This is a genomic window from Mogibacterium pumilum (assembly GCF_002243385.1).
Lineage (GTDB): Bacteria > Bacillota > Clostridia > Peptostreptococcales > Anaerovoracaceae > Mogibacterium > Mogibacterium pumilum.
The window spans coordinates 788,736-801,183 of record NZ_CP016199.1; the positions used below are offsets into that span (position 1 = coordinate 788,736).

Consider the following 12,448-nt stretch of genomic DNA (forward strand, 5'->3'; position numbering starts at 1 on the left):
GGATTCATGAGCTACCAGGCCAGAAGGTGCTGATACGCGGAAACCACGATCTATGGTGGTGCAGAATTCAGTATCTTAGGACGCTCTACTCCGACATGCATTTTATGCAAAATGATTGCTACTATGTGGAGCCATTAGACCTTGCAATATGTGGCTCTCGAGGCTGGCCGACACCTGATGTTATTTCGTATACTGAACATGATGAAAAGATGTATTTGCGTGAGCAGGGGAGACTTAGAAATAGCCTAGGCGAGGCGAAGAAAAAGGGCGCATCAAGAATCATCATGGCGATGCATTACCCGCCGGCTAAGATGGAAGAGACGGAATTTACCAGAATTATGCAGGAATACGATGTTACCCAGTGCATCTACGGACACCTCCACGGCATGGTCGCGTGGGCTAATGGTATCAAGGGCGAGCATGGTGGCATAGATTATAAATTAGTTTCGCTCGACTACCTTGGTGCGAGACCGAAGCTCATTTACGATAGTGAGCAGGAAATGTAGCGATAAATCAAAAAGAGGGATATTTATCAATGAAATATGTATTTATCATTAATCCGATTGCGGGAAACGGCAAGAAGGCAGACAAGCTGTGCAAAGACATCAGTGCGGCGGCACTAGATTCAGAATTCGATATCGAACTGCATTATACGACTGGACCAGGCTCTGCAACACATATCGCAGATAAGGTTGCGGCTGCTGCAGAGCAAGACGATGAAGAAGTGCGAATCTATGCGTGCGGTGGAGATGGCACTGTAAATGAAGTTGCAAATGGCGTATATGGCCATGCAAATGTAGCACTCGGCGTTATCCCAATCGGCAGTGGAAATGATCTTATCCGCAACTTTGGTGGAACGAGAAATACTGATTACAGAGACCTAATGTCACAGCTTTTGGCTGAGGAAGAAGTAATTGACGTTATGTCGTATTCCTACAAAAGAGACGGAGAGAGCTATAACAGAATAGGGCTTAACTCGTTCAATATCGGATTTGACGGAAACGTTGCGATACTGGCGACTTATTTTAATAAAAAGACATTTATCGGTGGATCGTTATCATACGGACTTTCGATTTTCCTGAACCTCATCGAGAAGTCGGGACAAAATCTACAAGTTACTATAGATGGAGAACAGATTTTCAAGGGGCCACTGATGATGTGCACTATTGGAAACGGTAGATTTTGCGGTGGTGGAATCGAGTGCAGTCCAAAGGCGAAGCTCGATGATGGACTTCTAGATGTGTTAGTCGTGCATAAGATTCCAAGGCGGACTGTGCTGAAGGTTCTGCCTAAATTTTCAAAAGGAAAGCTTGATGAGATAAAGGGAATCGAGAAGATTACTGACTTTAAACAGGGAAGAAAGATCAACATAGTTCCTAGAAATGGACATATGAAGTTTGTCGTAGATGGCGAGATAACAGAGAATGATGAGCTTACGATAGAGATTAAGGATAGTGCGATGCGCGTGTTAGTGCCGTATCTTCAAGTGTAGCTGATGGTTCTAAGGAACTGGTTGATTGCATTGATGCGAGGCACATCAGTGAAGAAAAAATCTTGATTGGAGATTAGAGATGGAAGCTTGGGATAATCTCAAGAAGTGTTTTAAGATAGCGATTTTGACGATGCTGTGCATAACTATGGTCTTCAGCACAGGTTTGCTGTACGTATTTTCGTATGGTGCTAACGATGAAAGCTCCTCTAAATCATCGCAGCAATCAGAAGCATCTAAGAAGTCAAACGAAGCAAAGAAGGTTCAGGCACCAGAGATAAATGCAAAGAGTGCGGTTTTATACAGCGAGAACACGAAAACCGTGGTGTTTTCGAAGAATAAGGATGAACGCGTAGCTCCATTTAGCACTACGAAGCTGATGACGGCGTTGCTAGTTGTTAAGCATGTCAAAAATCTCGATCAGGAAGTTACGGTATCAAAGGAGGCTGCCGCTCTCGGTGGTTCTTCTATGGACCTCAAAGAGGGTGAAATTGTAACGGTTAAACAGCTTCTATACGGACTGATGATCTTGTCGGGAAATGATGCCGCGTATAGCCTTGCAGAAGTGGTATCGAATGGTAATGTTGATGATTTTGTTCAGATGATGAATGATGAAGCAAAGGCACTAGGCTGTAAGAATACTAATTTTGTAAACCCGAATGGAATGAAGGAAGAAAATCATTATACTACAGCCAGCGATTATATGAAGATTGCTAGAGCAGCGCTTCAAAACAAGCAGGTATATAGGTTCGCAAGCACTAAGAAATACGAGATGGGTGCAACGAACCTAAGTGAAGGGCGTGTTATGAAGTCTCATACTGACCTGATCAACACAAAGAATTCAGGTGTAGTCGCTGGTAAAACTGGTTTCTGGAACGGAGAAGCTTCGATTGTACTCGCGTATGACAAGAAGGATCTGCAGATGATGCTCGTGCTGTTCGGTGATGATAAGGAAAACCGTCCGAAGGATGCAAAAGCAATTTTTGAATATGCATACAAATATCTAAAGGTGAACAAGCCTGTTTCAAAAGGCAAGAAGGTTACAAAGGTTCTAGTTCGTGGCGGTAAGTACACCGTAGTCGATGCTTATGCAAGTGAGACGGCTTACGCGTATACCGAGAAGGGTGACCGTGCAAAGATAACTGTAAAAATAAAGCGTGACTGGTCCGTTAAGGCTCCGCTCAAGAAGGGAGATCAGGTGGCGGTTGCAAAGGTATATGTAGATGGCAAGTATGTGTCTGATGCACCTCTCGTAGTGAAACAGAATGTGAGCAAGGGCTGGATCACATCCGAAGCATATATTTCTAATCTGGGTACTATTGTATTAGGCTTCCTTCTAGTTGTTCTAATTGTTATTGCTTGCCTATTAAAAAGACGCAGAAAGAAAGCTGCAATGCCAATTGGAAAGCATGATAAGGGTAGGTTTAAATAGACATGATTGTTTGCTCAACATATTGCTAATTACCAACTGCGATACGGCCAAATGTGTATAAACGATGTTTAAATTTATATCTATATCGATGATAAAGCGCGTCCACGTGGCGCGTTTTACTTTTTTATAAATGGGCACTCAATATAGTCAAGAGGGTGATAAACTTCTCGGCCTGCTGTTACATCGCTTGCGACTACTTGCGTACACCATGCGCCTATGCTATAATGACCTTCGCGGTATCCTGCAGAAGCTTCCGCCCCGCTTGGGCTTAGTTTCTGGTTGAGTCTTTTGACCCTTATTGGTCGTTAGCCTCCAGGATATAATTTGTGGAGAGGTACCCAAGAGGCTGAAGGGACTGGCTTCGAATACCAGCAGGCGGGTAACTCCCGTGCGGGGGTTCAAATCCCCCTCTCTCCGCCATAAAAATAGACAGCACCATTGTGTACTGTCTATTTTTATATGTGAGAAAGATTTGCACCCCCGCTGGGGGTTCTGTGGACCTAGCCTGCCGAAGCCGAACGGAGAGAGGCGAGGGATGGCAGGTCCCAGACACAGACCGTCCGCGATTGGCGAGCAAACTCAAGTATAAAAGGCGAAGCCAGAGAGGAAACGATTGAGCCGTAAAATAAAGTTCTACAAATAGACTTGTAATATTATATGTACGGATATATAACATAGATAATAATCATTCTATGAAAAAGCATTCTGTCTAATATGGGTGGTAACGATGACTAGTTTTGAAGTGTTTTTATTAATAGCATTCGCAGTTAGTTTATTATCGGGAGCTGCATGCATGTTTGTACCAAAAAATCCAATACTGGGAATTAGAACCGCTTGGTCTGAGTATAACGATATCACGTGGAAGAAGAGCAATAAATTTCTGGGTATACTACTAGTAATTGTGGGAATAATATCTATACTTACGTTTTTTACTATATCTAGTGATATGGCTGAAAAAGTTTTTCTGGTATCTCTGAGCGCATCTTTCTTGATTAGTGTTATATATTCCAAGTTTGTTTACGCAAAAGAAAAAGATAATCGCTGATATCTAAACTAGCTAAGCATATTAGATAAACATGTGGCAGGTCTACGCTACTTACCACATATTTTATTTCTAAAATTATACTTCTCGCATTCGAACATCTTCACAGTTCTATCGCAGAGACTTGTATCTCAAAATACATCCTCGATAGTGATTGCAGATGAATCAATGCTATATCGACACATAACTCATTATATCCAACTTCATCGAGATCCGCTTTAATTTCATCGAGTATCCAATTTGATTCCCGACTCTTATGATGTATTATAGGGATATGTGTAATACGCTGTATCGGTGGATATTGGTACAATCTCGGACTAGTGTCGCTTGGAAATGTGATAGGTGGCATGATCCTCGTAGCAGTTCCGTATATCGTGGCAGCTAAAGAGAAGTCCAAGTAAATTCACGAAGCGACAAGTAAATTCATAAAACGAAATAAAATTAGCGTTAATACAGTAAAAGAGGGGTGCTATGCCATCCCTCTTATCGTATTCAAAGTATTTAATTATAGGGTTGTGCTACTGTCCATCATCAAGCAGAGCAAATTCCCCGTGAACTGGTTTGTGTAGTTTGTAGCGGCTAGATGCTATTAACTTTCCGGTGTTCTGTTCGAACATCTTAACCTCATATTCTTCGACGGTATATATAGCTCTGAAACCGAGATACTGCACCTTGCCTTTTTCGCCATTTAGCACGACTGAATCAGTTACTTCATCATTAATGTCATTAACAAATAAAGGCGTATAAGGAATATTTCCAGTCATACGCTTATTAAGCGCATCAACGGCATTTCGGTTCGTAAAACCGTTATTTATATATGAGTTATTCTTTACACGGTAACCAAGCGTATCGCCAGTTACGTATGCACGAAAGATCACAGCCCTATCTGGTGTAATTGGTGAGCCGTCTACAGCGCTCTTTACATTGGTAGATGCGCGTTTATAGGAGCTATAATGTTTGTATTTGCTTACTAGCGTATTTCTGTAATAAATTCCGCAGTACTGTTCAGGTTTAGCGTTAGGTTCGTTTGAACTTCCGAGCTTAGTGCCGCCATAAACTGAAAGTACAGGCAGAGCTAAAACAATAACTATCGCTATAGCTAACGCTTTTGACTTCTTCATAATATCTACCTCCAGTGCTTAAAGTGCACTTTTAATTATAGAGGTGCTAACTGCTTGTAACCTATAATTACCATATAAACTGATTAGTGTAAATGGGGGGTAGGAAAAAACAATTTAATACAAAAAACGGCAGCAATCACTGCTGCTCGTTCTTGTACTGCTTTAGCGCTTTGGAAAGCTGGTCTGGACATGATGTATCTTTGAACCCGCATTTTATACCCTCGAGTCTTTCAATTACATCATCGACTGGCATCCCTTTAACTAGGCTGGCTAGTCCTTGGGCATTTCCGGCACACCCACCTATAAATTCAACTGATTTGACTATACCGTCCTCAACATCAAGGTTTAGGAGCTGGGCACAGACACCTTCTGGCTTATATATCATACTTTCTTCTTTTCTTCCTTTCTCTCTCGTCTCAGCTTCAGCCTTCGCTTCACTATCAACTGATAAGCTGCAGCTGTTGCAACGTCTTCGATCACTCTAAAATAATCCTGGGCAGGTTTGGTATGAGAGATGCTATCTGCACAAGTCGCATCGATTGCAGCTTCAAGTGTACTGCAGTATAGGTCATAAGATTCGGAAATCTCATATCCTAGGCTATTGTCATCATCGATAGCTGAAATCAGCTCTGCAATCTCTTGCACGTTAAATATAGACTTGAGCGTGACAATTACGAAAAGCCGTGAAATAGCCTCCTTGCCGTACCGCCGCTTTATAGGAGGGGGGATAACCCCAAGTTTAACGTAATTATTAACCATAGTGCTAGTCAGCAGATAGCTATCACCGTATGTGTCCTGAAAATGAGGATTTATCAGCGATAGCACCTGATCCATATATAGCGATATATCAGGCAGCTCATCCCAGCGCGGGAGGTGAAGCCTTGTGCTGTCATGCATCGTTTCCCTCTGTTCCATAAGATCCTTCCGTTATACTTCCATACATGATAGTAACACAGCTCGACCCGAGCTTCAAATATCTAATAACTTGTATTTTTCAACTATTCGCACAGGGATACTTGCATAAAAATCAAATTAAACATTGCCAAATTGTGCTAAATAGAGTATTATACAGCGTGTAACTAGATTATAATACTAAATAATATAGTTTTCAAAACTATTTTATAGTTTTTCGTAAATCGTGCTCCCTCGGCGTGCCGGAACACTGCGCTGTAGTGGCTTTTGGTGGACGGTGTTTTTGTAAGGGACAAGTGATAGTCGGATAGATGGAGGTTATTTTGGAGAATATTAGAGAACTACTAGAAGATGCTGTTAGTAAATATGGTGCTAACAAGGCGTTCACCCTTAAGCAGGGTAATGGAGAGTATCGCGATATTTCCTACAGCAGATACTATGAGGAGATTAGATGTCTCGGAGAGGCACTGCTATGTAGAGGCTTCTCGAATGCTAGAATCGTTATTATCGGTAAGAACAGCTATAACTGGTATCTCGCGAACATAACGGCTCTCGTTACAGGCAACATCGCAGTTCCGCTCGATAAAGAGCTAAAGTATGAAGAGTTTGAGACTTCTCTAGTTCGTAGTGAGGCAGAGGTTATCTTCTACGATGAGAATGAAGCTGAGTCCGTTGCCAAGGCGATTGCTACAGGTAAGACTCGCATCAAGGCTGCGTTCCCTCTGTTCAAGACCGCTGATCAGACGGATATCTACGACCTCACTGTAGAGGGCAAGGAACTAGTTGATGCCGGTTCTGATAAGTACAGTGCTGTCACGATCGATCCGGATGCCATGTCGTTTATGATCTTTACATCTGGAACGACTTCACAGTCCAAGATAGTAATGCTTTCGCAACGTAATGTTGTTTCAAATGTTGTTAATACTATAGCATCTGAGCCGATCTATGATACTGATGTTAATATTTCGCTTTTGCCTTATCACCACACTTTCGGGCTTACATGCCAGATTATCATGTTTGCCGCAGGTGCATCGACTGTGTACTGCGATGGTCTTAAGTACATCCAGCAAAACTTCAAGGAATATGGGGTTTCCATCTTCGTAGGAGTTCCACTTCTCATCGAGACTATGTACAGCCGTGTTCTCAAGAAGGCTGAGAAGGAAGGTCTTGCCGGTAGACTCAAAACCATGAGTAAGGTCGTAAGAGTACTTAACAAGGCACATATCGATATCAGAAGAACTGTATTTAAGGGAGTTCTAGAGGCGTTCGGTGGCAAACTCCGAATGGTAATCCTCGGAGCAGCAGCTGCTGATCCAGCGTGCATTAGAGGATGGAATGACTTCGGTGTTATATGTCTACAGGGATATGGACTAACTGAGACCTCGCCGGTACTCTCTGCAGAGAGACCTGAGTATAGAAGACCTGGTTCGGTTGGAATTCCAATCGAAGGAGTTGGCATGGATATCTACGAGCCGGATGAAAACGACATCGGAGAGATTATTGCTCGCGGTGAGAATATAATGCTCGGTTACTACGAGAATGAAGAGGCTACGAGCGAGTGCATTTACGATGGATGGTTCCATACAGGAGACCTCGGATATAGGGATAAGGACGGATACTATTACATTACAGGTCGTAAGAAGAATGTAATCGTGCTTATGAATGGTAAGAACGTTTTCCCTGAGGAAATCGAGCAGGAGCTAAATGTACTTCCATACAAAGAAGAGGCTATTATCATAGGTATTCCGAATGACGAGGATGAGCGTGACCTCGTGGTTACACTCAAGCTTGTGTATAATCCAGAAGAATTTGAAGGCAAGACGCCTGAAGAAATCAATGCGATAGTAAAGGCTGATGTTGAGAAAATCAATGACAAGCTGCCTGCATACAAGAGAATCAAGAGGGTATACACAACTGATGAGCCGATGGAGAAGACAAGTACCCATAAGATAAAGAGATTCGTTGAGACTCAGAAGATTATCGAAGAAGAGAAGTCTGAGAAACTCCGTAAGGAAGAGGCTAAGTCTGAAAAAGCATAAAAGTAAACAAAGACATTGGTCGCTGCCTTGGGTCTTTTGATATTTAGAATTACATATAAAACAGGAGGTCGTGCGGCGTACCGCATTACTCCTGTCTTTTGTTTGTTAATCTATATATCGATCAGTATTATAAGTGTTCTAAGCATTAATTAGCAGCTCGGCAATCTGCACTGCGTTAGTTGCTGCACCCTTACGAACCTGATCGCCTGCACACCATAGGTTGATGCCGTTATCGCATACGAGGTCGCGCCTGATACGTCCAACGAATACGATGTCCTGATTGCTAGTGTCGATTGGCATTGGGTAACTGAGCGATTCAGGGTCATCTACAAGCTTGCAACCCTTAGCGCCTGCGATAGCCTTTCTAACGTCCTCTAGCTCTAGTCTATCCTCTGTGATGACATTAGCTGAGATTGAATGAGAACGCTCAACAGGAACTCTTACGCATGTGCATGATACCTTTAGCTCAGGAAGGTGAAGGATCTTGCGTCCTTCGTTCTGAAGCTTCATCTCCTCGGAAGTGTAGAGGTTGTCACCGAAACCACCGATCTGAGGAATGAGGTTAAACGCAATCTGGTGCTGGAATACTTTAGGCTCTATAGAACCACCTTCGCCAGCAAAAATCTGTTTAGTCTGCTCATATAGTTCAACTGGGCCGCCGGCGCCGGCGCCGCTTACAGCCTGGTAAGTCGAAGCATAGATTCCTTTAATAGGGGAGAGCTCGTTAATCGCATTGATAGCAACCAGTGTGATTATAGTAGAGCAGTTAGGATTAGCGATTATTCCGTTGTGCTTTAGTGCATCCTCAGGGTTAATCTCAGGAATTACTAGCGGAACGTTCTCATCCATTCTGTAAGCGCTGGAGTTGTCGATGTATGTTGCACCAGAAGTCTTGATAGCATCAGTGAATTTAATCGAGATGTCATTTTCAGCAGCACCGAGCACGAAGTCAAGTCCTTCGAATGTATCTTCTGCTGCCTCTTGAATCACTACTGTTCCGTACTTCTTAGTCACAACCTCCTTGCCAGCACTTCTCTTACTAGCGAGCAGTCTGAGCTCTGATAGAGGGAAGTTCTTCTCCTGAAGCGCCTTAAGCATTTCCTGTCCAACGGCACCAGAAGCACCGAGTATACCTAATCTGTATTCTTTCATATCTTATCTATTGGAATCTGTCTGATCCCAAATCCTTTCTTATTACTTTGCGAAGCTCTCGTAGAGCACGCGAATTGCTTTCTCGAAATCGTCGTTAAATACACCAATCATGATATTGATTTCATCTGCACACTGCTCGATAATACGAATGTTAATCTTGTTAACTCCGAGTGCTCCGAATAGCTTACCGGAGATACCCGTCTTGTACGCCATCTGTCTGCCTACAATAGCAATCATGCTGATGCCCTGATCAATCTCTGCGTCGACTCCACATTCCTTCTTGATAGCCGCTAGTACATCGAACTTGCACTGTTCAAGCTTATATGACGGAGTGATGATTGAGAAGCTGTCAACGCCACTTGGAATCTGCGAGATAGGCACATCGTACTGCTCACAGATATCGAGAACCTTGCGCAGTGTATGTAGATTCTCGCCGATGTTACCCTTGGCAATCTTGATCAATGAGAAATCACGCTTGCCGGTAATTCCCGTGATAAATCTGTTGCTCTCTTCAGGACTCTCTTCACCGAAGCTCTCACGGATGATAGTGCCTGGATTTTCAGGCTCATTAGTGTTTCTGATGTTGAGCGGAATGTCCTTAGCGCGAACAGGAAACACTGTATCCTCGTGGAGAACAGCAGCTCCCATGTAAGACAGTTCTCTTAACTCTGCATAAGTAACGCGGGCGATGCTCTTTGGGTTTTCTACTATGCGAGGATCCACCATTAGGATGCCACTAACATCGGTCCAGTTCTCGTATACATCTGCATGGAGTGAAGCTGCTGCGATTGCACCCGATACATCGGAGCCACCGCGGGAAAATACTTTGATGTCGCCGTTTGGAAGACTCCCGTAGAATCCCGGAATTACGATTTTGTTATAAACATCAAAAATCTCTTTGAAATTCTTCTCAGTCTTATCCATATCCACATCTCCGTTATACTTGAAGCTGATGAGGTTTGCGGAGTCCACAAACTGGTATCCAAGGTATTCAGCCATAAGCTTAGCGTTTAGGAATTCACCTCTCGATGCGAGGTAGTCCATGGAGATGTTCTTGCTTAGCTTGCTTCTGATTATCTCGAACTCTTGGTCCAGGTCGAGCGATAGACCGCATTCAGAGCGGATGTCCATATAGCGTTGCTCAATCATCTCGAAGATGCTGTCATAAGATACATCATACTTGATATGAGCCTTAACCAAGTAGAGAAGATCAGTTACCTTGCTGTCATCTGATGAGCGACGTCCTGGTGCTGATACAACTACCACTTTTCGGTCTGGATCCTGCTCAATAATACTCTTTACTTTGGCAAACTGCACGCCATCACTTAACGATGAGCCGCCAAACTTTGCAACTTTAATCATTACTATATATTTACTCCCTTATTCCTGCCATGAAGAAATGCTCGTCGCTGCTCTCGGAGGCCAATCTGTGTGCCTCTGCAACGCTCATAGCTTCTGTAATCTTGCATGAACCGTTTTCTCTAACATAGTATCTGTGAACCTCAAGTCTGTTGTCTACAGATACATCGTTCTTCTTGCTCTCGCCTATGAACTTCCATCCGTTCTCAACATCTAGCACATCCTGAATTACGGAAGTTCCAGTAGGGTATTTGCCAGCTCCCTGACCGTAGAAGCTTAATGTGCCTATGTTATTTCCAGTCAAGCTGATTAAGTTATTGTTAGCAGGCACTGCGGATTCTAGCGCACCTCTACCAACTAATGTAGGTTCAACATATGCGTAAGCGCCTGACTCAGTCTGACCAGCGTTCATGAGCAGCTTGCAAGTGTATCCGTGCTCGTTAAAGTACTTGATGTCGCTAGCTGTGATATTCTGGATTCCGAACACAGGGACGTCCTCTTCGGATATGCTTGTTCCGAAGGCGAGGTTCGCTGAAATTACGCACTTGCGCTGTGTGTCGAAACCACCAATGTCTGCAGTCGGATCTTTCTCTGCATATCCGAGTTCCTGTGCCTTTGCAAGAATTTTTGCAAAATCAACAGGCTCATTATGCATAGTGTCCAGAATGTAGTTGCAAGTACCGTTAACAATTCCGCTTATAGATAAAATCTCATCGCTTCTCGACTGGCGCTTCAGATTGAAAAGCCAAGGGATACCGCCACCGGCAGAAGCCGTGTAACGGAATTCAACTCCGTGCTCAATAGCGAGTTCATGCAGTTCATCCCAGTATGCTGCAACCAGGTTCTTGTTAGGGGTTACTACGTGCTTACCGCTCTTGAGAGCAGCAGATACATATTCGTATGCTGGGTGAAGACCGCCGATGCACTCTGCAACTAGCTCAATCTCCTTGTCCTGCAAAATATCTTCGTATTCAGTAGTCACGATATCCCCGAGTTTGTCTATTGGTCTCTTGTAGAGCACGCGTTTTACTTCTATATTATGAGCAGTCAGTGCGACCTCATATGCACCGCTTCCAACTACTCCGTATCCGAGAATTGCAATTTTCATATTTGTATACTATTTAATCCTCTCTATGTCCTATTTTCTGTATATAGTGTCCTTGTATGAAAAACACTTGTATTCCTACGAGGAATAATGTATCATAAAAACACAAAATACGCAACAGAAAAGAGAGATAAAATGTTAAATTATATAAGCACAAGAGATGTGAATCACAAGGTTTCTTCGTCGCAGGCGGTACTCGATGGACTTGCCGAGGACGGAGGTCTTTACGTTCCTGAAGATTTATCGGAACTAAAGCTAGATTATAAGGAAGTGATAGCTGAAAATTATCGCGGCATGGCCAAGAAGGTGTTTGGAAAGTTCTTTCCTGATTATGGAGAAGAACTGATAGACGTTATTGTCGAGAGAAGCTATAAGGATAAGTTTACAGCAGAAGAAATCACACCGCTGGTAAGCGTAGATGGCAGATGCATACTAGAGCTCTTCTGTGGTCCGACTTGTGCGTTCAAAGATGTTGCACTCTCCGCTCTTCCTAACCTAATGTCAGAGGCGGCAAAGCTCAATGATTTTCAGGATGAAATCCTAATACTGACAGCGACCAGTGGCGATACTGGTAGTGCGGCGCTACATGGATTCTCAGATGTTCCCGGCATTAGAATAGCGGTATTCTACCCAGACAAGGGCATATCCGAGACTCAGCGTCTACAGATGGTAACTCAGTCTGGTGCAAACACTAAAGCGTTCGGTGTAAGAGGTAACTTCGACGATGCGCAGACAGGGGTTAAGAGGTTATTCCAAGAGATTCCGAGGCCTTGTGAAGGCGTTTCGCTATCAAGTGA

General features: G+C 43.4%; 11 protein-coding genes, 1 tRNA gene and 1 pseudogene. 7 read left to right on the forward strand and 6 right to left on the reverse strand.

What is annotated here, in order from left to right; translation table 11 throughout:
• The 5 genes from AXF17_RS03805 to AXF17_RS03825 form a co-directional block, all read left to right on the forward strand.
• Positions 1-506 (forward strand): metallophosphoesterase (locus AXF17_RS03805; RefSeq protein WP_237049081.1); only part of this gene is annotated, 506 nt, incomplete at its 5' end.
• A gap of 29 nt (positions 507-535) precedes the next feature.
• Entirely contained in the window at positions 536-1,492 is a 957-nt protein-coding gene (locus tag AXF17_RS03810; RefSeq protein WP_094233879.1) for a diacylglycerol/lipid kinase family protein, read from the forward strand.
• A gap of 79 nt (positions 1,493-1,571) precedes the next feature.
• Positions 1,572-2,921, forward strand: a complete 1,350-nt coding sequence (locus tag AXF17_RS03815; protein WP_094233880.1) for a D-alanyl-D-alanine carboxypeptidase family protein — start codon at positions 1,572-1,574, stop codon at positions 2,919-2,921.
• A 328-nt stretch (positions 2,922-3,249) separates the two neighbouring features.
• A tRNA-Ser gene (locus tag AXF17_RS03820) sits at positions 3,250-3,341 on the forward strand.
• A gap of 307 nt (positions 3,342-3,648) precedes the next feature.
• The gene (locus AXF17_RS03825) at positions 3,649-3,966 is read left to right on the forward strand and encodes an SdpI family protein (protein WP_094233881.1); all 318 of its coding nucleotides are present in this window, start codon (positions 3,649-3,651) and stop codon (positions 3,964-3,966) included.
• Positions 3,967-4,481: 515 nt separating this feature from the next.
• Here the strand turns inward: AXF17_RS03825 and AXF17_RS03835 are convergent.
• The 3 genes from AXF17_RS03835 to AXF17_RS03845 form a co-directional block, all read right to left on the reverse strand.
• Positions 4,482-5,084 (reverse strand): hypothetical protein, encoded by a 603-nt coding sequence (locus AXF17_RS03835; RefSeq protein WP_094233883.1) that lies wholly within the window; start codon positions 5,082-5,084, stop codon positions 4,482-4,484.
• Positions 5,085-5,220: 136 nt separating this feature from the next.
• The gene (locus tag AXF17_RS03840) at positions 5,221-5,469 is read right to left on the reverse strand and encodes a TIGR03905 family TSCPD domain-containing protein (RefSeq protein WP_094233884.1); all 249 of its coding nucleotides are present in this window, start codon (positions 5,467-5,469) and stop codon (positions 5,221-5,223) included.
• On the reverse strand, positions 5,466-5,999 hold the full coding sequence (locus AXF17_RS03845; protein WP_094233885.1) for a DUF1836 domain-containing protein: 534 nt from the start codon (positions 5,997-5,999) through the stop codon (positions 5,466-5,468). Before AXF17_RS03845 ends, AXF17_RS03840 begins: the two co-directional genes overlap by 4 nt.
• A gap of 320 nt (positions 6,000-6,319) precedes the next feature.
• On the opposite strand from AXF17_RS03845, the gene AXF17_RS03850 reads away from it, so the two are divergent.
• A complete protein-coding gene (locus AXF17_RS03850; RefSeq protein ID WP_157682556.1) occupies positions 6,320-8,035 on the forward strand; it encodes an AMP-binding protein in 1,716 nt (571 codons plus the stop codon).
• A 138-nt stretch (positions 8,036-8,173) separates the two neighbouring features.
• Here the strand turns inward: AXF17_RS03850 and AXF17_RS03855 are convergent, their stop codons facing one another.
• The 3 genes from AXF17_RS03855 to AXF17_RS03865 are packed head-to-tail and all read right to left on the reverse strand — an operon-like array spanning position 8,174 to position 11,654.
• On the reverse strand, positions 8,174-9,187 hold the full coding sequence (locus AXF17_RS03855; RefSeq protein WP_094233887.1) for an aspartate-semialdehyde dehydrogenase: 1,014 nt from the start codon (positions 9,185-9,187) through the stop codon (positions 8,174-8,176).
• Between the two features lie 42 nt (positions 9,188-9,229).
• The gene (locus AXF17_RS03860; RefSeq protein ID WP_094233888.1) at positions 9,230-10,549 is read right to left on the reverse strand and encodes an aspartate kinase; all 1,320 of its coding nucleotides are present in this window, start codon (positions 10,547-10,549) and stop codon (positions 9,230-9,232) included.
• 10 nt (positions 10,550-10,559) lie between these two features.
• On the reverse strand, positions 10,560-11,654 hold the full coding sequence (locus AXF17_RS03865; RefSeq protein ID WP_094233889.1) for a homoserine dehydrogenase: 1,095 nt from the start codon (positions 11,652-11,654) through the stop codon (positions 10,560-10,562).
• Between the two features lie 132 nt (positions 11,655-11,786).
• Here AXF17_RS03865 and AXF17_RS09465 point away from each other — a divergent pair.
• Positions 11,787-12,448 (forward strand): annotated as a pseudogene (locus AXF17_RS09465) (threonine synthase); the annotation flags it as partial.

Coding starts and splice junctions, on each gene's coding strand:
- AXF17_RS03810 (WP_094233879.1), top strand. CDS start 536: ATGAAATATGTATTTATCATTAATCCGATTGCGGGAAACGGCAAGAAG.
- AXF17_RS03815 (WP_094233880.1), top strand. CDS start 1,572: ATGGAAGCTTGGGATAATCTCAAGAAGTGTTTTAAGATAGCGATTTTG.
- AXF17_RS03825 (WP_094233881.1), top strand. CDS start 3,649: ATGACTAGTTTTGAAGTGTTTTTATTAATAGCATTCGCAGTTAGTTTA.
- AXF17_RS03835 (WP_094233883.1), bottom strand. CDS start 5,084: ATGAAGAAGTCAAAAGCGTTAGCTATAGCGATAGTTATTGTTTTAGCT.
- AXF17_RS03840 (WP_094233884.1), bottom strand. CDS start 5,469: ATGATATATAAGCCAGAAGGTGTCTGTGCCCAGCTCCTAAACCTTGAT.
- AXF17_RS03845 (WP_094233885.1), bottom strand. CDS start 5,999: ATGGAACAGAGGGAAACGATGCATGACAGCACAAGGCTTCACCTCCCG.
- AXF17_RS03855 (WP_094233887.1), bottom strand. CDS start 9,187: ATGAAAGAATACAGATTAGGTATACTCGGTGCTTCTGGTGCCGTTGGA.
- AXF17_RS03860 (WP_094233888.1), bottom strand. CDS start 10,549: ATGATTAAAGTTGCAAAGTTTGGCGGCTCATCGTTAAGTGATGGCGTG.
- AXF17_RS03865 (WP_094233889.1), bottom strand. CDS start 11,654: ATGAAAATTGCAATTCTCGGATACGGAGTAGTTGGAAGCGGTGCATAT.